This is a genomic window from Bacillus sp. AFS088145, assembly GCF_002564465.1.
In the GTDB taxonomy this organism is placed as follows: Bacteria; Bacillota; Bacilli; order Bacillales; family Bacillaceae_G; genus Gottfriedia.
The window spans coordinates 344370-367605 of sequence record NZ_NUUX01000013.1; the positions used below are offsets into that span (position 1 = coordinate 344370).

Here is a 23236-nt window from a genome sequence, read left to right on the forward strand (position 1 = left end):
TTTGACTTGATGGGTATGTGTCGTTGCCCCTTATTCAACTAAAGCATGCGTTGGTTGAATAAAATTACAATAAATACTCATTCTTATTTAATAATGGCATTTTCTAAAATCCTCTATTTCTTCATTCATTTCCCATTAATCTACACATTGCTTTAACTATAAAACTAGTTAATCTCCCCCTTTAGCTATGAAGAAGGTGGAATACTTTGTGGGAAATGAAAAATATTCTTAGGATCATATTTGGCTTTCACCCGGGTCAATTGATCGAAGTTGCTACCAAAGTATTCTCTGCGCCAGTTCTTTATTGAGAGGTCTATTGTATTGACGTAAACTCCTTTTGTATATGGGAGCATCGCCCTACGAAAAAGCTCGACCCAGCGAATACCTGTGGCAGCCCCTTCTGGTTTGCTCCATGTAGCAAACAATGACATGTTTGATAGTGCCTTACGGAAGAAATAGGCCGTAGCCTGATTCGGTATATCAGCAACTGCCCCGTTTAATCCATGGAATAAAACGGAGGTAGTAGTATTAGGAGGCTGTTCGTTGATGAAACGTTCGATGATATTTAGAGCCTTTTCTGGTAACAGGTCATATACATAGGGACCTACACTCTTGAAAGGTATCGGAGTCGATGGGTTACGTGCATATACCAGGGGTGCAACTTCAACCCAAGGCAATTCTTTTATGGTTACTTTCAACGGATAACCAGCTCCAAGTAACGGTTCCAACAGTCTTCGAAATTCTCTTAATGAACCAAGAAAGACCCCTTGCATTAATAGGCTGGGTTCCACTCCTTTAGACATAAATAGGGTAGTTGTAAGCCTATTGTCAGCATCAGGGAGTGTATAGTCCTGCCATACTCTGAGCACAGATTTTAGATCCTTCAACTCCCAGTTTATTTCAGCAAATCCGACTGTCTTAATTCGGTGTGTCCGAAAACGAAAAGAAGTACAGATGCCGAAATTCCCCCCACCTCCTCCACGAGATGCCCAAAACAGATCTGGATGTTCGTTAGCGTTTGCACGGATTACACTTCCATTTGCATCAACCATTTCAAGCTCGAGTAAGTGATCTTGTGTAAGCCCCCAAGTTCTGGACAGAATACTATGTCCACCGCCCAAAGTAAGACCTGCTATTGCTGGGGTAGCACATATACCTGTTGGTACCACCAATCCTTCAGATCCAAGTGTCTCGGTTAATGCAACGTTCTTCCAACCTGTTCCCAACGTAACAATCCCACTTCTGCGATCCACATCCAACTGTGTCATTTCGCTAACATCTATAACAATACCAGCATTTTCGACTGACAAAGCCTCGTAACTATGGCGTCCGGATCGCATACGGATTGGTACTTTCTTTTTTCTTGCCCAGCGTATAGCGTTTATTACGTCTTGAGTATTTTGAGCAAAGACAATTACCAAAGGAAACTTATTAAAAAAGGTGTTGAACTCATGACGGGCTGAATCGTATTGAGTATCCCCCGGTATCACAATACGTCCTGTAAGTTCAATTTTTTTATCATTGGTCATAGTTAATTTACTCCTCATTTCAAAATTCTGTTTTCAATTGTTCTTTAACGAAATATTCTTCAAATATAAATGATAATATGAAAACATATTTTGATTTATGTTTGTTTGTTTCTATATCAAAGAAGGTGTAATCACTACTTCACTAATTTCCTTTTTATACATAAAAATCAAATTAAAGTTGTTTATTCAATTATCTTTCTTGATTGTTGGGAAACGTCTATATGCAATTAATGTTTTTAATAGTTGATTACACAGAAAACGTTTTCATCGAAAAAATCATTTATTCTATCTATCAGACTTTCCTTTTGATTTTCATTGTCATTTAAATGATTATTATTAAAAAAACTACTTATAGTAAGAATTGCCTGTTTTTTGTATCTAGCAATAAAGTAAAGAGAAATAACAATTATAATCAGAACAATTAAAATTAATATTGCTATTGCACTCTTGTTCAAAATGTAAACAACCCCTTACTTGTCCCTTATTCTATAGATTTTTTCAAATAATGCCCATAAAAAAACTACTTTACTAAATGTTAAGTAGTCAAAATTTTAATCTTTCACATTTATTTTTCGTGTATTGATATTCCTTTTATATATGAAGTAATTTCGTTATCAGGGATTAATTTGTAAGTTTTTTGTTGGGTATTCTCAGGGTTGAGCCGATCTTCATAAATAGCCCTTAAATGTGCAGTTCGATATAATTGGTTTTCAAATGAACCACGAGATATTTCTAATGGAAGTTCAACACCATTGAAAAATTCAACAACTGATCGATTGTATTTACCGCCTCTGAAATTTGCAACATGATTGTAGGAGATCCAAGAACATTCTACTTTTAAAGAAGATGAAGTGGGGAAAAAGAAAATTTGATTCATTGAGCTGATCGCTATTGGTGGTTTGTGAGTGATGGAAATCATTTGTTTAGTTCCTTCACGCCTACCCCGGTAACTACTCCCAAAGTAAGCACAACTTCTTTCAATAATTTCAATCGGTTTCATTAAAACATAAAAACTATCATCTGTTTCATAAACCTTTGAAATTACAACTAAATCGACCGTAAATTCTGGAATGATTGCCATTGTCGACTTATTAATCTCGTACTCATTTAATACTTTAACTTGTCCTTTCACATGATTCATCCTTACAACTCCTTCTGTTATTAGAATTGAAATGTTAAATTTTGTTGGCTTCAAGACAGTCTCTTAAATAAATTGATTGCCAACAATTAAATTTAACAAGATCAGATAAAAAATTTTTAACATGAAGTATAGTAGCTACATTGATGTTAGAGAAATAATATCACAAATCTTTATTTGTAAAATCATTTTTTAAATACTTTAACAAAAGTGTCACTGTTTACTAAATTTTAGGATAATAGCCAATAGAAAAACCACCTTTCTCACAATTGAAAAAAGTGGTTTTTTACTAATTAGTTAGATGAAAATTGCTGTTCTTCAGTAGAGCCTTTAAGAGCTGTTGTTGAAGAAGTTCCTCCAGTAATTATTTGAGCTACTTGATCAAAATATCCTGTTCCAACTTCGCGTTGATGTCTTGTTGCAGTATAACCATATTGTTCACTTGCAAATTCGGCTTGTTGAAGTTCTGAATATGCTCCCATTCCACGATCTTTGTAATTTCTAGCTAATTCAAACATTCCAAAGTTTAATGAATGGAAACCAGCAAGGGTAACGAATTGGAATTTATAACCCATTGCTGCAATTTGTTGTTGGAATGTCTCGATTGTTTCGTCATCTAGTTTCTTCTTCCAGTTAAATGAAGGTGAGCAGTTATAAGCTAGTAATTTACCTGGGAATTTAGCATGAATAGCATCTGCAAAACGTTTTGCATCTTCTAGGTTTGGCTCTGATGTCTCACACCAAACTAAGTCTGCATACGGTGCATAAGCAAGACCACGAGCAATTGCTTGATCTAACCCCGCTTTCGTACGATAAAAACCTTCAGGTGTTCTTTCACCTGTAATAAATTGTTTGTCGACTGGATCAATATCACTAGTAATTAAATCTGCTGCATCTGCATCAGTTCGTGCAACAATAAGAGTAGGAACTCCCATTACATCCGCTGCTAAACGAGCAGAGATTAAGTTACGAACCGCCGTTTGTGTTGGTAATAATACTTTCCCACCTAAATGGCCACATTTTTTCTCCGAAGACAATTGATCTTCAAAATGTACACCTGCCGCTCCTGCTTCGATCATACTTTTCATTAGTTCAAATACATTTAATTGTCCACCGAAGCCAGCCTCTGCATCTGCCATAATCGGTGCGAAGTAGTCGATTTCTTCTCCACCTTCAACATATTGAATTTGATCTGCGCGTTGGAAAGCCTGATTAATTCGTTTTACAACTGCTGGTACAGAATTTGCCGGATATAAGCTTTGATCTGGGTACATTTGTCCAGAAAGATTCGCATCAGCAGCTACTTGCCAACCACTTAAATAAATAGCCTTCAAACCTGCTTTTACTTGTTGAATTGCTTGATTTCCAGTTAATGCTCCTAGTGCATTAACATAGTTTTCTTCATTTAAAAGCTTCCATAATTTTTCCGCGCCTTTTTTTGCCAATGTTTGTTCAATATCGATTGATCCTCTTAATTTAATTACATCTTCAGCAGTATATGTTCTAGTAATGCCATTCCATCTAGAATCAAGCTCCCAGCTTTCTTGTAATTCAGCAATACGCTTTTCACGATTTTTCGTCATATTCAATTCCTCCTAGTTTTTATAAAAAGTTATATCCTTTTAAAGTCAGAAAGTCAGCAAATTCATCGTTGCTAATTAACTCATCAAATAATCCAACTGCTTCATTAAATCGTTTTGCTTCAAACAGTTCTTTCCCAATTTCTAGTTGAAGCTTCATCATTTCTTCATTTTTTAATGAATCCACTAATTGTAAAGTAATGTTTGTACCATCCTCTAAAACACCTTTTTCATGACGCACCCATTGCCAAATTTGCGCGCGCGAAATTTCAGCAGTCGCAGCATCTTCCATTAAATTGTATAGCGGCACCGCACCTCGACCACTTATCCATGCTTCAATATATTGAATCGCAACTGTTATATTTGTTCTGAGACCTTGTTCAGTAATAACACCACTAGGAATCTCTAAAAGGTCCGCCTCAGTTACATTAACATCCTCACGTTTTCTATGAATCTGGTTTGGTGTAGGCATAAATCGATTAAACTGTTCAAGAGCAACAGCTACTAAACCAGGATGAGCTACCCAAGTTCCATCGTGTCCATCCTTTGCTTCACGCTCTTTATCTTTTCTTACCTTTTCAAACGCAACTTCATTTCGCTCTTTATCATCTTTAATTGGAATTTGAGCTGCCATTCCTCCAATTGCCGGAGCATTTCGACGATGACAAGTTTGAATAACTTTTTGAGAATATGAACGCATAAAAGGTACTTCCATCGTCACAACAGATCGATCAGGTAAAATAATTGATTTGTCGTATCGCATCATTTTTATAAAACTAAAAATATAATCCCATCTGCCGCAATTAAATCCTGCAGAATGATCCTTTAATTCATAAAGTATTTCATCCATTTCAAATGAAGCAGCAATTGTTTCGATTAATACAGTTGCTTTAATCGTTCCAACCGGTATATTCAATTCATTTTGAGCAAATAAAAAAACATCATTCCATAATCTTGCTTCCAAATAACTTTCCATTTTTGGTAAATAAAAATAAGGTCCTGAGCCATTTTTTATTGCTTGTTTTGCATTATGAAAGAAATAAAGTCCAAAATCTACTAAGCTACCTGACATATTTTCACCATTTACAGTGATATGTTTTTCTTCTAAATGCCAGCCCCTTGGTCGAACTAATAGTACAGCTGGCTTCTCTTTTAACTTATATGTTTTTCCATTTGAATGAAGTGAAATTGTTCGGTTCACAGCATCTTTTAAATTAACCTGACCCGAAATGATATTTTCCCATGTTGGAGAAGTAGCATCTTCAAAATCAGCCATGAAAACAAACGCATCAGAATTCAATGCATTGATAATCATTTTTCGATCAACTGGTCCTGTTATCTCTACTCTTCGATCTTGTAAATCCTCTGGAATAGGTGCTATTGTCCATTCACTTTCACGAATGTGTTTTGTTTCCTCTAAAAATTGGAGCTTTCCACCATTCTGTAAAAAACACATTCTTTCTTTTCTGTTTAATAACAGCTGTTGTCTACGCTGATCAAATTTCAGATGTAATTGCTCTAAAAAACTTAATGCTTCGGTCGTAAGAATGTCAGTTGAACCTTCTACATGATTACCTAGAACTTTGATTTTTGAAAGCTCAGTTGTCATATGATCCCTCCATTCAGTTATATAACAGATATCGTTTACTTATGTTATTATATAACAGTATATTCAGATTTGATATTAAATTCTGAAAATATTTCCGAAAGAATTTTCGACAGTTTTACTTTTTAAAGTGTGGAGGTTTATTTCAATTAAATAAAAAACACCCTATACGGATGTTTTTAGACCAGTATCCATCTTTTGCAAATGGAGGAACAGTAAAATACGAAAATCAGCATTTTCTTTATAAAACTTACCTTTAGAATTACTTAAAATTATATTTTTTTTCTTAATTACTTTATCATTTTTATAAAGTTCAACTTTGAATTGACCTTTGTAAAGTCTAGTCCGATCTAACGAGAAACTAGTTCCAGATGTATCTTGTTCTTCTGTCCATATTTTTTGGAACAGTACTTGATTTTTATCATTATTTATTACTAATTCTCTTATATTCTTGTTAACTTTCCCTAATTGCGTATCTTGGTAGTCCACTGATACCCCAATTATTTTATTTAGATCGAGAGGTCCCTCATATTTTTCCATTTTCTGAGATTCTGCGTTAATTACAACCTAAGTGAAAATCTTCAATTTGTGCTCCATTGTCTTTAATAAAGTTTAGTAAAAGTATACTAAAAGGAACACACGAAATAATTAGTATACATATAAAAAGTATTCTTCCTTCAATAAGATCACCTCAGTAAAAGTTGTTATAGAGAATTAGATTTAATTTTCGTTCCTCATTTTTTTTGAATAAAAAGTTATTTTTTCTAAATTTAACTACCGAAGCTAATTAAACTCAATAGAATAAATGTGAAACTTTCAACAGATTTTATAACTTTTGATAATATGACACATTTAAAGTTGTTGATCCTATGTACAATTAAGACATTTAAATGGCGTTTCCATAATACAAAAAAAAGCTTGTAGATATTGGTACAAAGCCAATCAATCTACAAGCTAAACATTCAACAAAGAATTTACTCTATTTATTATTGATTCTTTTTTCAGCTGCCTCTAAATACTTCATTCTTTCCAACATTGTCGGATGATCATATCTAAATAATTTCACTAAAAATGGTGGATTTACTTGAGACAAACTGTTTTTGGATAACTTTTGAAACGCTATAATTCCTGCCTCCGGATCATGTGTTAGTTTAACTGCATATAAATCCGCTCTTTTCTCGGCACTTCTTGAAAATGCATTTGATATCGGATCAGAAATAAAGCCTACAATTCCACTAATGATCAAAAATAAGGTTAGGATGACGGCCATTTTTTCGGTTGAATGACTGCTCCTATTCTTTGATCGTACATACTTCATTAATAAATGTATGATATACAGACCGACTAAACTACCTGCTAACATACCAAACATTGATTTATAGATGTCTTTATGGACGTAATGTGACATTTCATGAGCCATGATGAACATAATTTCATCTTCAGTCAGCCCTTTAAGAGTTGTATCCCATAATACAATCCTAGCGTTTTTACCTATTCCAGTAACATATGCATTATAAGTAGTTGTCTTAGTAGACATATTTACTTCATATACTCGATGTGCTGGAATATTTGCTTCTTTAGCAAGGGTAATAATTTTCTTTTCTAAATTTTTATCTTTTAATGGGTAAAAATCATTATATAAGGGATCTATTACTACAGGCTGAATAAATGTCAAGAAAATAGTAAAAGGAATACTTAATAGCCATGCAGTTAGCCACCATTTCTTTGGTTGTTTTTTGATTAATAAATACACAACATACATCACAAAAAACATCATGGCAAAATTTATCCAAAAACCAATCATTTCATCCTTCATCCACGCATTAAATGATTGAACAGACAATCCGTATTTCGTCGATAATTTAAATCGATAGAAATCAAATGGAAATGAAACGATATATGTAGCGACCGAGACAAAGAAGAAATATAAAAAGACTTGTATAAACTTAAATCTAGTCAACTTAGATAATGAGTCACCTAATCTTTCAATTGAGCCACTTAATAATAAAAGTGATAATACAATCCAATCAATTGGTAAGGTAATAAAGTAAAGAACATTTTTTAAAGTGCTATAGCTAGAACTTAGATTAGCTTCCTTATGATTCATGAATGTATGTGGATCAACAAATGTTCCTTTATATTTTGAAGGTAGGTCAGAAGTCGTAAAAACATAAAAATATAACAGGACTAAAATGATATAAACGAGATAGCCTAGACAAATGAATTTCGTTAATTTAGATTTAGTTGCTTTTTTCATAAAATCTCCCCCCATTCTATATTATCAACTTTGTCCAATTTTTTAGAACTTCAACCTGTTATATTTTTATTTACTTTTTTCTATTTTAAAGAGATTTTTAGGAAAATAAAGATACAACCTTTATCAAACGTAAAAAATTCCGTCCAACACTTTTAGAATAAAATGGGGAAGATCTTAAACAGTTTTTATAAATACCAGGAATTAGTAATCTATTTTAATGGAGAGAAATTAAAATGTGAGATGGGTATATCGGAGGTTATTTTTCATTTCTAGTATAAATTCAACTTTATTTTATAGATAATTAGCAGACTAGAATCATTTTTTTATTTAAATTTGAAAGAATTAGAATAGTTTTGCATGTTTTCCATTTGAAAGGACCAACTACTGTCCATTTTTTAGTGTGCAATACCTTAACTGGTATGGGTAATCATACATCTTATTTGCAGATTTGTTATTTTTATTTGCAGTTTTAATATTTTTAATTGCAGTTTTAATATTTTTAATTGCAGATTTACTATTTTTATTTGCAGTTTGCCTTTAATTGTAGCTTGTCCTCGTTTATTTGCACAGTTGTGTCTCTTATTTGCAGTGCTCAAGGACTTCTTTGCAGATCAGACTTTAACTACACTTTCAGTTTTTATATCCAAAATAAAAAAGGAGAGATCCCCTCTCCTCTATTACCACGATTTATAGTCTAACTGAATCTTTCAACGCTCTTCTAAGTATTTTTCCAGTTGCATTTTTTGGTAACTCCGGAATGAACTCTATTGATCTTGGTACTTTATATTTCGCTAAGTGCGCCTTGCAATATTCTGTCAAAGTCTCCACACTTAATGAAGGATTTTTTGAAACAACATAGGCTTTTACACTTTCTCCAAAATTATCGTCTGGTAATCCAATCACCGCACATTCAACAACGTCTGGATGATTATAAATTACCTCTTCTACCTCACGAGGGTATACATTATAGCCGCCAACAAGAATCAATTCTTTTTTCCGATCGACTATATAGAAATAACCATCTTCGTCAATTCTTGCTAGGTCACCAGTATATAACCAGCCATCACGTATCGTCATTGCTGTTTCTTCTGGCATATTATAATAGCCTTTCATTATATTTGGTCCGCGGACGATTAATTCACCTACTTCACCAACTGCTGCTTCTTCACCAAGAGCATTTACAACTTTATTTTCTACATTGCTAATATTTGTCCCAATAGATCCTGCTTTTCTCGGACGGTCTAATGGATTAAACGTCGTAACAGGTGAAGCTTCTGATAATCCATAACCTTCTGAAATAATAACTTTAAATTTTTTCTCAAAATTCTCTAAAAGTGCAACAGGCAATGAAGAACCACCTGAAATGCATAGACGAATTGACTCAAAGTCTTCTGTCTTTCCTTCTGGGAATTGATATAAGAAATTATACATTGTTGGCACACCAGCAAATACGGTTGCTTTGTATGTACGAATAATATCAAATATTTCTTTTGGGCTAAATTTAGGCACTAAAATAACAGTAGCTCCATACATTAAAGGTGCGTTTAAAGCTACAGTTAAACAAAATACATGGAAAGCAGGTAAAGTTGCAATTACCTTTTCTGTATTTGAAAAGCTTAAGAAGTGTCCTGCATCCATAGCATTCGAATAAAGGTTTTTATGCGTTAACATAGCTCCTTTTGGTTTTCCTGTGGTACCAGAAGTATATAAAATGACTGCTAAATCATCATCATGTAATTCAGGTCCTTTGAAATCTATATCTCCAAGTCCAACTACATTTGTAAACGATTTCAATTTATTGTTTTTAAATTCATAAGGATTTTCTTGTTTAGTTTCACAAATAATGAAGTGATCGATATTAGGAAGAATCGGTGAAGCTTTTTCTACAAGTGGAAGAAATAAGTCTAAGGTGATAACTGCTTTTGCGTCGCCGTTTGTTAATATGTATACTAATTCATCGGGTGCATATAAAGGATTAACCGGTATTACAGCCGCTCCAACCTTCAATGCACCATATAGCGCTATAATAAAATGAGGAGAATTACCAACAACTAGAGCTACTTTATCTCCTTTTTCAATCCCTAATTTTGAGAGGCCACTCGCAAATTTTGTAATATAAGTCTCTAGTGTTGAGTATGAAAATGTCTGCCCTTCAAAGATAATAGCAGAATGTTCAGGATGCCTCAAAGCTGATTGTGACAGTGTTTCAACTAAATTCAAGAAAAACTACCCCCTTTAAATATAAAAATTTAAAATATTCTAAATATATTATATTGCTAGAAAACAATTCTGACAAGTGAGAAAACTAGCACTTTTTAGACTTCTTCTTTTTTAACAAACAAAAAAAGAGTAGTTTCCTACTCTTTTTTTAAAATAATAAACTCATAAATTCTTCTTTCGTTACATTACCAAAATAATGGGTAAAATTAATTTCATTTAGCTTATTTTCAATCTCTTGTTGATCAAATTTACTACCAATCAGAAGCTGTTCTATATCAGATACATCCCCTACCCCAAAGAAGTCACCATAAATTTTAACATTCTCAATGATTCCTTTGTTTACATCTAAACGAAGATCAATTGAACCAGCAGAGAATCTTTTACTTTGTTGAATATTGCATTTAGGAGATTTTCCAAAATTCCAATCCCAATTTCGGTACCTCCTCTCAGCAAGTTCTTTAATATTTTTTATATCCTCATCTGTCCATTCATATCGTTCTATTCTTCCATGTTCTTTAAAAATAGATTGTAAAATTAAATCTTTAAACTCTAGGATTGTTAAATCGTCTTTTAAAAATTCCTTAATATTTGCAACTCTACTTCGGACTGATTTAATTCCTTTAGATTGAATTTTTTCTAGCTTTACGTTTAATGCATTTACAACTTCATCTATATCACTATCAAACAATAATGTACCGTGGCTAAACATTCTACCTTTAGTAGAAAATTGTGCATTACCCGAGATTTTTCTGCCTTCTGCTAATATATCATTTCTTCCACTAAGTTCAGCATTCACACCGAGTTCTTTTAACGCCTCGATTACTGGCTCAGTAAACTTTCTAAAATTATGAAAGCTGTCACCATCATCTTTTGTAATAAAACTAAAGTTAAGATTTCCTAAATCATGATATACCGCTCCACCGCCAGATAATCTACGAACTACATGGATATTATGATCATTTACATATGAAGCATTAATCTCCTCGGCAGTATTTTGATTTTTACCAATGATGATTGATGGTTCATTAATATAAAATAAAAAATATGTATTTTCAGGATCTAGATTTTTTAGCGCATATTCTTCCATTGCTAAATTTAATGTTGGATCCGTTATTCCCCTATTATCTAAAAAAAGCATATGTATCCTCCTATAATTTCGATTTCCATTCAAATCCTGTATAAGCTAAATGAACAAGTCCATTATAATACTTTTGGGCTTCACTTATTAAATCTTTTGTATTTTCACTATGAGGAAGATGTGATAATAATAATTCTTTTACATTCGCCTCATTTGCAATTGTTGCAGCATCTTTGCTGCTCATATGCCCCACTTTAGCTCCATCTTGATGTTCATACATATTACAGTCACTTATAAGTAAATCCGCGTTGGAAGAAAACGGTATGAACTCTTCCGTAAAGCTTGAATCCGCTGTATATACAACCGAATGATTTGCAGTTTCAATTCGCATCGCGAAACAATCAACCGGATGAAGAGTTTTAAGAAAACGTATTGTAAATGGACCTAGATCGAGAGCCTCATTTGGATTATATTCATATCCCTTTGTTGCTTCTTTATATGTTAATGAATTAAATTTTTCGTGATCAAAGTTATGTCCATAAATAGGTAAAGCAAACTTAAGCTTACCTGAGTTTACAAGTTGGAAGTATTGTAGCACTCCTATATCTGCAATATGATCATGATGATAATGTGAAAGGATTACAGCATTTAGGCAATTAGGATCTATGTAATATTGTAATGAAGCTAATGCACCAGAACCACAATCAACCAATAGATTAAAATTTTTTGATTTAAATAAATAACATGAAGTTGCTTCACCTTTACCTGGATAGCCGCCCCAATAACCAATAACGGTTACTTTCATAAAACAAACACACTCCTTTATACTTATTATTTCTATGAAAATTTAAATTTATAAGCTTGTCCTTACTGTTTAGTAAAAATAGGCGTTTAGATTATTTTTTAAAAATTGTACTAATACAGATTGACACAAAATAAGTTGTAGTAATACAATACTAATAAGTTAACTAAAGGAGAGGGTAACATGCTTGTAAAAATGTCCGAATTTTTGAAACTATTACCAAAGAAATTATGTAAACATTGTAATTCAACGATTGAAGAACAACATGATTGCTACAGTAACACTTGTTCAAATTGCTTAAAAGATAGTTTTTAACTGAAGTCTCTTTGGAACATCAATTTTCTTAACGAAATTATTAAACATATTATTAGTACAAAGACAGAATAAAAAGAGCAACCTAAAAGTATCAATCTACTTTTTTGGTTGCTCTATTCTTTACTAGTTGTTTTTAAAAGCCTTAATAATTTCGAACAGCTTGTTTTTCATGTGAGAACAAGTATTCAATTGTATCTGAAACTGCTTTTTCACCTTGATCTATGCAGTCTGGTAAGCCGGACCCATAAAACGAGCAACCGATTACCGATACACCAGGCATTTCTTTTTGTAAATATTGTTCCATATTTTTCGTACGCTCTTTATGATTAATCGTATATTGAGGCATAGCATCTTTCCATCTTGAAACTATATAAAACTCTGGTTTTTCAGTTATATCCATCGTTTTTCTTAAATCTTCTAAAACAATTTCAACAAGTTCTTCATCCGTTTTATCGACTATTTCCTTATTGTAAGGTCGTCCAACATAACAACGTAATAAAACTTTACCTTTTGGACATGCATGTGCCCATTTTTTATGAGTCCAAGTACACGCTGTTATATTATAGTCATTATTACGTGAAACAACAAAGCCTGTACCATTTATATCCTTCTTAATTGCATGCTCTGGAAATGCAAGTGCAACATTCGCAACAGATGTAGAAGGAACTTTTTTGAAAGGCTCAAATACAGGTTTATTATTAAATAGTTGTGGAATGAAACGATGAGGTACAGTAACGATAATTGAATCTGATTCTATCTTTTCATTATTACTAAGTAAAATCTCATATTTTTTTCCAATTTTATTTATATTAACTACTTGTACACCTTTTAAAACTTCCTCTTGATCTAACTCTTCTTCAATTCGTTCAACGATTGTTTGAAGACCAGTACTTACAGTCTGGAAAATTCCTTTTCTCGGACCTTTTGATTTCTTCACAGGCATCTCTTTTTTCATTCCTAGAACAATACTTTGATGTTTTTGTTCAATTTGGAAGAATTGAGGGAACGTTGCCATTAAACTCATTTGGTCAATGTCGCCTGAATAAATACCTGATAAAAGGGGTTCAATTAGATTCTCAACTACTTCATTACCAAGTCTTCTTCTAAAAAATTTACCTAATGACATATCCCCTTGGACATGTGTTTTTGGTAAAACAAAATCTAAACCTGCACGAATTTTTCCTGCTGGTGAAAATAGACCTGAAAAAATAAAAGGCTTGATTTGTGTAGGAATCCCCATGTTTGAACCTTCTGGCATACCATGTAATTTATTATGGGCTAATACATACGATTTTCCAGAAGAATTAAAAACGATTTGATCTTGGATACCTAAGTTTTCAGCTAATCGATATGCACTCTTTTTCCTTGCCAAAAATGAGTCAGGACCACGCTCAATAACAAACCCATCTTTTCTAATTGTTTGGATTTTTCCTCCAAGCCTTGATGAACCTTCAATTAATTGAATATCAATTGGAAGATTATTTTTTAATTTTTCTTGTTTTAAATAGTAGGCAGATGTCAATCCAGTAATACCGCCACCAATAATGACAACCTTCTTATTCACTTCTTTACCTCCTATTTCAAAACCATATTATTGTTCGTTTAATTTTCTTAATACAACCGTACTAAGCCCACTAATAAATAATGGATCCGTATTAGGCATCGGTGGACGAACATATGCTTTTTGAATTTCATCCGTTACGTGTTTGCATTCTATATCATTATCATACAGTACTTCTAAATGCTCACTTACAAATCCTAATGGTAAGTATACATAAGTTTCAAAATCATAGTTTTCATCTAACTCACGTGTTAAATCTTGTACATCAGGTCCAAGCCAAGGATCTGGTGTATTACCAGCACTTTGCCATCCTAGAAAATAATGACGAATATCAGATTGCTGAACGACTAACTCGGCAGTTTCCTTAAGTTGCTCTGGGTATGGATCTCCAAGGTTAAGAATTTTTTCAGGTAAACTATGCGCTGAAAAAATAAACGCCGTTTTCACACGTTGCTCTTCATTCATTGGCTCCAAAATTGCTTCCACTTCACGAACCCAATATTGAATAAATCGTTCTTCTTTATACCAATCATCTACATGGATAATTTTTGGTCCGTCAATTTTTTCTGAATGACCTGTAGCACGTTCGTTATATGACTTTACACTAAACGTAGAATAATGTGGTGCAAGTACGATACTAACTGCTTTTGTTATACCATCTTTTTTCATTTCATCTACTGCATCTTCAATGAATGGTTCAATATGCTTCAGTCCAATATACATTTTGAATTCTACTTTGTCTTGGATCTTATTTAAATCTTCTTCTAATGCTTTTGCTTGTTCAATTGTTATTTTTGCTAAAGGAGAGATTCCTCCAATTGCACGATATCGTTCAGTCAGTTCTTCCAGTGCCTCTTGTGAAGGCTTTCTACCTCTACGAATATCTGTATAATAACGCTCAATATCTGATTCTTTATATGGCGTGCCGTAAGCCATAACTAATAAACCGATTTTTTCTTTCATGTCATCACCATAGTCCTTTTATATTAAGCTTTAACCCTTGATGAATACTCATGGACAAAACTTGTTAATCGTTTAAGAGTATCAGGATTTACTTCAGGGAATACCCCATGACCTAAGTTGAAAATATGACCTGGATTTGCCATACCCTCATCTAATATTTCCTTTGCACGTTTCTCAATTTGTTCCCATGGTGCTAATAAAAACGCAGGATCTAAATTACCTTGAAGCGTTTTCGTAATCCCTAAAGAGCGAGCTTCAGAAATAGAAGTTCTCCAATCTAGACCAATTACATCTACAGGCAGTTCATTCCATTCATGAATTAAATGGCTTGCTCCAATTCCAAACATAGTTGTTGGAATATGGTCTGCTTTAAGTGCTGTAAAAATCTTTTCCATGCATGGTTTAATATAAATACGATAATCATTAGCATTCAATGCACCAACCCATGAATCAAATAATTGAATTGCACTTGCCCCTGCTTTAACTTGTGCCTTTACGTATTTGATTGTCATGTCTGCTAAATGATCCATTAAAGCAAACCATGCTTCTGGCTCTGCGTACATAAATGATTTTGTTTTATTATAGTTTCTAGAAGGTCTACCTTCGATCATATAGCTAGCAACTGTAAAAGGTGCACCTGCAAATCCAATTAATGGAACAGAAAGAACCTCTGTTGTTAATAATTTAATCGTCTCATAGATATAAGGTAGTTGCTCTTCTGGATGAATATCAGTTAACTTTTTTACATCTGCTAATGAACGAATAGGATTGCTGATTACCGGTCCTACCCCTGATTGAATTTCTACGTCTACTCCAATTGCAGGAAGTGGAGACATAATATCTTTATATAAAATAGCTGCATCAACATTATATTGGTCTACTGGTAGCGCTGTTACGTAAGCGCATAATTCAGGTTGATGAGTAATTTCAAATAATGAATATTTTTCTTTTATTTTTCGGTATTCTGGCTGAGAACGCCCTGCTTGTCTCATATACCAAACTGGTGTATGCGTTACTTCTTCTCCTCTGATCGCTTTAAGAAATGTATCGTTAAAATCTTTTTTCATCCTTCAAAGTCTCCCTTTCACTTTTCCAAACTCTACTATTAAATATACTGATTGAACCATTAATTGTATAGAAAACTCGAATTTTGACACATAATGTTCACTGATTTTACAATTTTTCTCAATTAATAGGCCTATTTTACTACCAGACTTTTTCCCATTAAAAATTATATCAAAATATGTCTGAAATATCGAACTAATAATCTTTATTTATTAATACTTTTTATAAAATAAAGGGGTTTTATAATTCTTTTTTTAATGTTCGGTTAATCGTTATCTCATCACTCAAACTTCTTAATCTCTTTACTATTCTTTTTTAAGAGATACAGTTTTTACAATCATAGATTTAATAGGAAATAAAAAACTCCCCTTCAAATCATTTGATAAGAAGGAGAGCCTTAAAATGTCTATTCCTTATTTCTTATGTTGGGTTTGACAAGTTTAGACCTGTCACCTTCTTCTTTTGTTTGAGGATTGTACGGTACTACATAATAAGAAGGGACATTAAATACATTTACAAAGGAATCCTTGTACTCATCTAAACCAGTAACAGTATCTATTAATTTCTCTTTTCCATTCTTCACTCGATAGATTCGATATTGCTGTCTGTGGTCAGTTGGTGCATTCCAATTAATGACGACAGTGAATAATCCAAATGGAGAGAATGATACTTTTGATTGAACATTAGAAATAGGCTCTAAATTTATCGGTGATTCTAGATCGTCTATATTTTTTGGTTTTTTAAATTTGGTAGATGGTTCTCTTCCTGCTTCACTTAAAATCTTTTTAAATAAAATGGTTGGATATGTACTACCATTTCTTAAAAAATGTTTTGAATCTGTTTTATCATATCCCATCCAAATTGCGCCTACAACATCTGGTGTATAGCCTACAAACCAAGCATCTTTGTTTCCATTTGTTTGGCCAGGTATATTTGTAGATCCCGTTTTACCAGCTAAATCGCCAGTAAAACTTCCTCTACTAGCTGTACCTTCATTTACAACACCTTTAAGCATTTTTGTCATATACCAAGAGGTTTGTGATGAAAACACTTTATATTCCTTAATTTTCGCTTCGCCAACTAATTCATTGTTCCGATCATAAATTGCATTAATAACAAAAGGCTCTAATGCATCTCCATCATGATCAAAGGCACTATATGCTTTTACTAGCTCTAATGGTGTTAAACCAATCTTTAGTCCTCCAAGCGCCATACTTAAACCTTGATCGGGGATATTCAAATCCATTTTTTCTAGATACTCTTTTGCATGATCAATTCCTATATCATTTAATAACCAAACTGCTGGTACATTTGCTGACTCTATCAATGCATTAAACATCGAAATCGTTTTCGTATAAACTCCATTATAATTTTTCGGTTTATAGTCTCCTAACGCACTTTGTTCATTTGGTAATAAAGAATACGGATTGTAGTTTCCCGTTTCAAGCGCTGGCGAATAGACAAGTAAAGGCTTCATTGTTGAACCAGGTTGTCTTTTCACGTTAATACGATTTAAACCTTGAAAATAGTAATTTCTGCCTCCAATAGCCGCCTCTACACCACCTGTTTCGGAGTTTATTAATACGAAGGCTCCTTCAGCATTTTGATCAGTTCCCGGAAAATAGTTTCCATTTTTGAAATATTTATAGGCCGTTAATTGTGTTTTTTTATGGATTGGAACGACAACTTTGTATCCACCATTTAACAGTTTGTCATAAGAAATGCCATATTTCTCTTTTGCTTCTTTTATAACCATATCAATATATGTAGCATATCCGTTTTCAAATTTTTGTTCCGTAATATGTAATACTGTTGGTTTGCTTTTGGCTTTCTGATATTCAGTTTCAGTTATATAATGCGTATCTAGCATTTTATAAAGAACAAGATTCCTACGTTCTAAAGATCGCTCCGGTTGTGTGACTGGATCATAATGTGATGGTGCTTTTAATAAGGCTGCTAACGAAGCACTTTCCTCAATAGTCAAATTTTTAACATCTTTCCCGAAATAATATTTCGCAGCCCCACCTATGCCATATACTCCGTGACCGAAATAAACCTGATTTAAATACATTTCTAGTATTTGATCTTTTGTATACTTTCTTTCTAGATTAATTGCTATAATTACTTCCTTTGTTTTTCTCATAAATGTTTTGTCGTTCGTCAAAAAAACATTCTTTGCAAGTTGTTGAGTAAGTGTACTCGCACCTTGTACTTTACTAAATGCTTTTATATCATTTACTATAGCCCGAAAGATTGATTGTGTATCAATTCCATGGTGCTTATAGAAACGTTCATCTTCAATTGAAACTACTGCTTGTTTAGTATAATTAGGTATATCATTAATTGAAACGATTTGATGATTTTCATTATATAGCTTCGAGATAAAATTCCCCTCTAAATCTACCATTTCCGATGATGAATGGACGACTAACTTATCTTCATCTATAACATAATTACCTAAGAAAACGATTAGTAAAAATCCAACAAAGCTAATTAACAGGACACTTAACAGTCCTATTGCTAAATATCCCCATTTTTTCAATTATTTCACCTTCATTTCTCTTACCATATAAGAAATAGTATATCCATTTATTCCCTTGAATAAGTCATTATTTCCTTTTTTTCGATGTATATTTCCTTGGAAATACATTTTTCGCCATTTCTTAACTGAAGATAATTTTGAAGGATATCAATTACATTTCTTGAATAGGTTATATAGATAGTAAGTAGGAGGGTGAAATAATGTCAGATTTATTTTCTTTATTAGATTCATATTATCCAGAAATGGTATCTACACGTAGATACTTACATGAAAATCCTGAGCTTTCATTTAAAGAATACGAGACAGCAAAATTCATTCAAAACTTTTATCAACAATTAAATATTCCATTCAAATCAAATGTCGGTGGAAATGGTGTTGTTGCTACAATTAATGGTCGTAACCCTGGAAAAACAATCGCTTTACGAGCTGATTTTGACGCTCTACCTATTCAAGATGAGAAAAATGTTCCTTATTCCTCAAAAGTACCTGGCGTTATGCATGCATGTGGTCATGATGGTCACACTGCTACACTATTATATTTAGCAAAGGCACTTCATGAGCAAAGAGATTTATGGGACGGTAAAGTTGTGTTCCTTCACCAACATGCAGAAGAATATGCACCAGGTGGAGCAATTTCTATGATTGCCGATGGCTGTTTAGACGGTGTTGATGAGGTTTATGGAACCCATTTGTGGGCAATTGAAGAATTAGGAACAATTGGTTATCGAAAAGGACCAATCATGGCAGCAGCTGATCGTTTTTCAATCACAATCCAAGGCCAAGGCGGTCACGGTGCGGAACCCCATCGAACAAAAGACAGTATTGTAATTGCCAGCCAACTTGTTATGGCACTTCAACAAGTTGTTAGTCGAGAAACAAATCCAATTGACACCGTAGTGTTATCGATTGGAAGTTTCGAGGCAAAAAATGCTTTTAATGTAATCGCCGATCGAGCAACTTTAATAGGGACGGTTCGTACGTTCAAAAAGGAAACACAGGAAAAAGTAAAAAAACAAATTGCTAGAATCATTAAAGGAATTTGTCTAGCAAATGATGTTACATACGAATATAAGTACGATGATGGATATCCTCCAGTAGTAAATCATGAAAAAGAAACTGATTTATTAGTTAATTTAGCCGAATCAATTGAAGAAGTTAATCAATTAAAAGAAATGGACCCTAAAATGGGCGGAGAAGATTTCGCATACTACTTACAAAAAATACCAGGAACATTCTTCTTCACAGGAGCTAAACCTCCTCACGTTACAGAAGCATACCCTCATCACCATCCAAAATTTGATTTTGACGAAAAAGCAATGCTAATTGCGGCAAAAACACTAGGGTCTGTGACATTAACTTCATTAAAACAATCACAAAAATTAGTTGAGCAAAAATAAAAAGAAGGAGAACTTTTTAGTTCTCCTTTTAGTATGTAACTCTTTAAATAAAGTCTTCCTTCTTCTTCATATACCTTAATCGATAAGCATTTTTAGCCGTTTCACCTAATTGTTCAAGAAGTTGATAATTTACATAAGCTCCAACCGGTGCCCCAATAATAGGGACTAATTGCAGAAGTTTTGCTAAATCGATATGATCTCGATATTCTAGTTGTAATTGCTCCCAATTGACTTGGGGATTTTCATCTACTTTATCTTCCCACTTTTCAATAACTTGAAAAACTTTTTTCCGATGGCTATCACTTGAAAAAGCAAGTTGAAAAATATACAGCATAAATTGTCTTTCAAGTTCATCTTTAGGTGAGTAACCATATATTTTTGCTGCCTCAACTAAAAACCTAATTTTTATCCCTAGCAATAACGGAAAATCGGCAAGACCGAGCAATATTCCACCCGCTCCTGTACCCGCACCTTCTACAGCTGAAATCTTTTTGTACTCATTTAACTTTTTATCTAAGATTAAATCTCTTTCTCTAAGTGTTAATGCTTCATACTCTTCGCCACTGCCATTAAAAACTGTAGACCCTCCCATAAATAAAACCATCATATTTTTAACGGTTTTTGTAAGCAGATCTTGGATTTGTTCTGGTAATAATGATTGAAGCTTTAACTGAACTTTTTTTGCAGAAGTTTGAAAAATATTTGAATCGGCCATTACTTTTTGTTTCCATCTAGATAGTTCGTACTCAATACGAAGTTCATAAGAATCCATTTTGTCCACCCTTTACAATTTTTGTGGCTGACTTAACCTTTTATGCACATAAAATTTAATTAACCACATTGAAAATAAAGTATACACAACGATTGCAATAATAAAGTTTAAAATTGACAAGCCCTTTATTAAACCAATAATACTAAAAACTAGACAACATATTATCAGTAGTATATACAAAAGTGTCGAAATAGATTTTTTATTTTCTTCATTTGTATAAGGATAAATTTTCCACAACAAATGATAATTATACTGTTTTAATATTGACATATTCTGTAGAGAAATTACGTAAAGAAATAAAATCCCCATCAATATTTCCCCAATTGTAGTTGGCACCAAGTAAACTACAAACCCACCTACGAAAAGTTGTCTTAAAAACATACTTAAATAGTTACCATTTCGGATAAATGTACGAACTAGTAAATAATTCGCAGCATTTCTCATTTTAATTTTATTTATGATTGGATCCGCCCATTTTCTTCGCTTAACTTGCTGTTGAATAGACGGCACATCGGTAAACATATTCGCAAATCGATAAAAAGTCGCTATTCTTGAAGTATCAAGTTTAACATTTCTTTCCCATTGTACTCTTTTATTTTTACTACCTATTTGAATAAATAATGCATAAACAGCTAAAATTACGATCATTATTACAAGGAAAAAACTGCTCCATTTACTTAATAAACCAAAAATAAATAGGAAAGTACCTAGCAACCTTAAACAATAATCAAAAGCTCGGTTTAAAACACCACTATTTGTAAGATGTAAGAATGAAACAAAAAGATTGTATCCTTTTAATAAGAAAATTATTGCCATAAAGACGATAAAACTAGTTGTTTGACCTAGTGAAAATTTCTTATAAATTGGATAAATCACACCTAACATCATTAACATTAAATAGACTTGAACGATGTACGTAATTAAAAAGGAGCGGATAAAGTAACTTTTCAGCTTTTTTTCTAAAGGTAGTAAATAATGTAAATCAGGTCCTTTAAAAAAAGTAGTTACTTGACCTGTTACAACAAGAAAACTAAAAAGAATAGCGATTAGTAAAATAGCCGGAAAGTCTGGAGATATTGTTTTTAGCATTTGTTGATAATAATATGCTGCTCCCCCAAAGCCAAAAACAATTACAAATTTTATATGATCATTAAAAATATAACGACCATATTTACTCATTTCTTTTATAAAGCTCCTAAACCGTGCTAACCATAATTCTTTTATCGTACTCATATTTCTTTTTCCTTCGTTGCAAAAATATAAATTTCATCTAATGAAGCATTTGGCATATTATATTGAGTTTGTAATTCATTTAATGTACCTTTTGCAATAATTACTCCTTCATGCAAAATAATAAATGAATCACAATAAATTTGAGCAGTCGATAAAATATGAGTAGACATTAAAATGCCTGCTCCTTTTTCTTTTTCATTGTTCAAAATCTCAAGTAAATCATTTATCGCGATTGGATCAAGTCCTAAAAATGGTTCATCTATTATGTATAATTGAGGTTGGACAATAAGGGCACAAATGATCATTACTTTTTGTTTCATCCCTTTAGAGAATGTCGAAGGAAAATATTTTCTTTTATCATATAATCTAAATGTTTTTAATAGCTCATCACTACGTTTTTTAAAATCCTTTTCAGGAATATTATATGCCAAGGCTGTAATTTCAAGATGTTCCTGTAAAGTTAATTCATCATAAATCATCGGTGTTTCAGGAACGTATGATATGCTAGCACGATATGCAGTTGGATCTTTATCAAATGATTCACCATTAATTACTATGTCACCTTTAGAAGGCTTCAAAAGTCCCAAAATATGTTTTATTGTCGTACTCTTACCGGCTCCATTTAACCCGATTAACCCAACAAGCTCATTCCTATTAATCGTAAATGTGACATCTTTAATGACAGGCTGTCTAGTGTATCCACCTGTGACATTTTTTACATGCAATAAAGTCATTCTTTACAAATCCTTTCAAATGTACTTTTCCTATAAATTATATTGTATCAAATAATAATCTTAACTGCCTTATTATCATATTTTATGGAATACTAAAAAAAAATCCTTCTTTTTTTGAATACTATTTTAGGTTAAGGGTATTATAATTCATGAAGGGAAAGCAACACACTGTCTTAGTTCAAAATTTGAAATGAGGTGTGTGTTAAAGGAAATTTAATTTGCGTTCAAACCTAAGTCAGATCAATGTTTAAGTGAAATGAGGTATCTCCAAAGATTAACATAGTTGTCATACACAGCAATGCAAAAATCTAAGGAGATGGTGCGCTTGAACATAATCTATAAAAACAAAGGTCATTAGTATACCAATTTGTAAATGAGGTGTCTCGAGCAGAACATATAATTTATTTATAGGTGTACCAATTTATTGAACATTAAAGCAAATGA

General features: G+C 32.8%; 18 protein-coding genes. 2 read left to right on the forward strand and 16 right to left on the reverse strand.

What is annotated here, in order from left to right; genetic code table 11:
• Positions 1-185 precede the first annotated feature (185 nt).
• From COI44_RS09805 to COI44_RS09850, 9 genes are all read right to left on the reverse strand, one after another.
• The gene (locus COI44_RS09805; RefSeq protein ID WP_098427756.1) at positions 186-1529 is read right to left on the reverse strand and encodes an FAD-binding oxidoreductase; all 1344 of its coding nucleotides are present in this window, start codon (positions 1527-1529) and stop codon (positions 186-188) included.
• Between the two features lie 565 nt (positions 1530-2094).
• Positions 2095-2670, reverse strand: coding sequence for a competence protein ComK (locus COI44_RS09815; RefSeq protein ID WP_098427758.1), 576 nt, complete (start codon positions 2668-2670; stop codon positions 2095-2097).
• 290 nt (positions 2671-2960) lie between these two features.
• Positions 2961-4250 (reverse strand): isocitrate lyase, encoded by a 1290-nt coding sequence (gene aceA / locus COI44_RS09820; RefSeq protein ID WP_098427759.1) that lies wholly within the window; start codon positions 4248-4250, stop codon positions 2961-2963.
• Positions 4251-4269: 19 nt separating this feature from the next.
• Positions 4270-5856: a malate synthase A gene (gene aceB, locus COI44_RS09825; RefSeq protein WP_098427760.1), complete on the reverse strand. Its 1587-nt coding sequence runs from the start codon at positions 5854-5856 to the stop codon at positions 4270-4272.
• A gap of 162 nt (positions 5857-6018) precedes the next feature.
• Entirely contained in the window at positions 6019-6393 is a 375-nt protein-coding gene (locus COI44_RS09830) for a hypothetical protein (RefSeq protein ID WP_098427761.1), read from the reverse strand.
• Between the two features lie 439 nt (positions 6394-6832).
• Positions 6833-8110 (reverse strand): M48 family metallopeptidase, encoded by a 1278-nt coding sequence (locus COI44_RS09835; RefSeq protein ID WP_098427762.1) that lies wholly within the window; start codon positions 8108-8110, stop codon positions 6833-6835.
• Positions 8111-8797: 687 nt separating this feature from the next.
• Positions 8798-10330, reverse strand: a complete 1533-nt coding sequence (locus COI44_RS09840) for a fatty acid--CoA ligase family protein (protein WP_098427763.1) — start codon at positions 10328-10330, stop codon at positions 8798-8800.
• Positions 10331-10478: 148 nt separating this feature from the next.
• On the reverse strand, positions 10479-11468 hold the full coding sequence (gene lplA, locus COI44_RS09845) for a lipoate--protein ligase (protein ID WP_098427764.1): 990 nt from the start codon (positions 11466-11468) through the stop codon (positions 10479-10481).
• Positions 11469-11478: 10 nt separating this feature from the next.
• Positions 11479-12213 (reverse strand): MBL fold metallo-hydrolase, encoded by a 735-nt coding sequence (locus COI44_RS09850; RefSeq protein WP_098427765.1) that lies wholly within the window; start codon positions 12211-12213, stop codon positions 11479-11481.
• A 192-nt stretch (positions 12214-12405) separates the two neighbouring features.
• On the opposite strand from COI44_RS09850, the gene yhfH reads away from it, so the two are divergent.
• Positions 12406-12525, forward strand: a complete 120-nt coding sequence (gene yhfH / locus COI44_RS09855; RefSeq protein ID WP_407920504.1) for a protein YhfH — start codon at positions 12406-12408, stop codon at positions 12523-12525.
• 142 nt (positions 12526-12667) lie between these two features.
• Here yhfH and hemY read toward each other — a convergent pair whose 3' ends face one another.
• From hemY to COI44_RS09875, 4 genes are all read right to left on the reverse strand, one after another.
• Complete coding sequence (gene hemY / locus COI44_RS09860; RefSeq protein ID WP_098427766.1) at positions 12668-14089, reverse strand: protoporphyrinogen oxidase; 1422 nt, start codon at positions 14087-14089, stop codon at positions 12668-12670.
• Positions 14090-14116: 27 nt separating this feature from the next.
• Positions 14117-15049, reverse strand: a complete 933-nt coding sequence (gene hemH / locus COI44_RS09865) for a ferrochelatase (protein WP_098427767.1) — start codon at positions 15047-15049, stop codon at positions 14117-14119.
• A 23-nt stretch (positions 15050-15072) separates the two neighbouring features.
• The gene (gene hemE / locus COI44_RS09870) at positions 15073-16116 is read right to left on the reverse strand and encodes a uroporphyrinogen decarboxylase (protein WP_098427768.1); all 1044 of its coding nucleotides are present in this window, start codon (positions 16114-16116) and stop codon (positions 15073-15075) included.
• A gap of 404 nt (positions 16117-16520) precedes the next feature.
• On the reverse strand, positions 16521-18656 hold the full coding sequence (locus COI44_RS09875) for a transglycosylase domain-containing protein (protein WP_098427769.1): 2136 nt from the start codon (positions 18654-18656) through the stop codon (positions 16521-16523).
• 197 nt (positions 18657-18853) lie between these two features.
• Here COI44_RS09875 and COI44_RS09880 point away from each other — a divergent pair, with 197 nt between their 5' ends.
• Positions 18854-20053 carry a M20 family metallopeptidase gene (locus COI44_RS09880; RefSeq protein ID WP_286163869.1) on the forward strand — a complete coding sequence of 400 codons (1200 nt, stop codon included), beginning with the start codon at positions 18854-18856 and terminating at the stop codon, positions 20051-20053.
• A 43-nt stretch (positions 20054-20096) separates the two neighbouring features.
• Here COI44_RS09880 and COI44_RS09885 read toward each other — a convergent pair whose 3' ends face one another.
• Genes COI44_RS09885 through COI44_RS09895 form a run of 3 tightly spaced genes read right to left on the reverse strand, consistent with a single transcriptional unit; the run spans position 20097 to position 22792 of the window.
• The gene (locus COI44_RS09885; RefSeq protein ID WP_098427771.1) at positions 20097-20825 is read right to left on the reverse strand and encodes an EcsC family protein; all 729 of its coding nucleotides are present in this window, start codon (positions 20823-20825) and stop codon (positions 20097-20099) included.
• Between the two features lie 12 nt (positions 20826-20837).
• Positions 20838-22058 (reverse strand): ABC transporter permease, encoded by a 1221-nt coding sequence (locus tag COI44_RS09890; protein ID WP_098427772.1) that lies wholly within the window; start codon positions 22056-22058, stop codon positions 20838-20840.
• Positions 22055-22792, reverse strand: a complete 738-nt coding sequence (locus COI44_RS09895) for an ABC transporter ATP-binding protein (RefSeq protein WP_098427773.1) — start codon at positions 22790-22792, stop codon at positions 22055-22057. Before COI44_RS09895 ends, COI44_RS09890 begins: the two co-directional genes overlap by 4 nt.
• Positions 22793-23236: the final 444 nt, after the last annotated feature.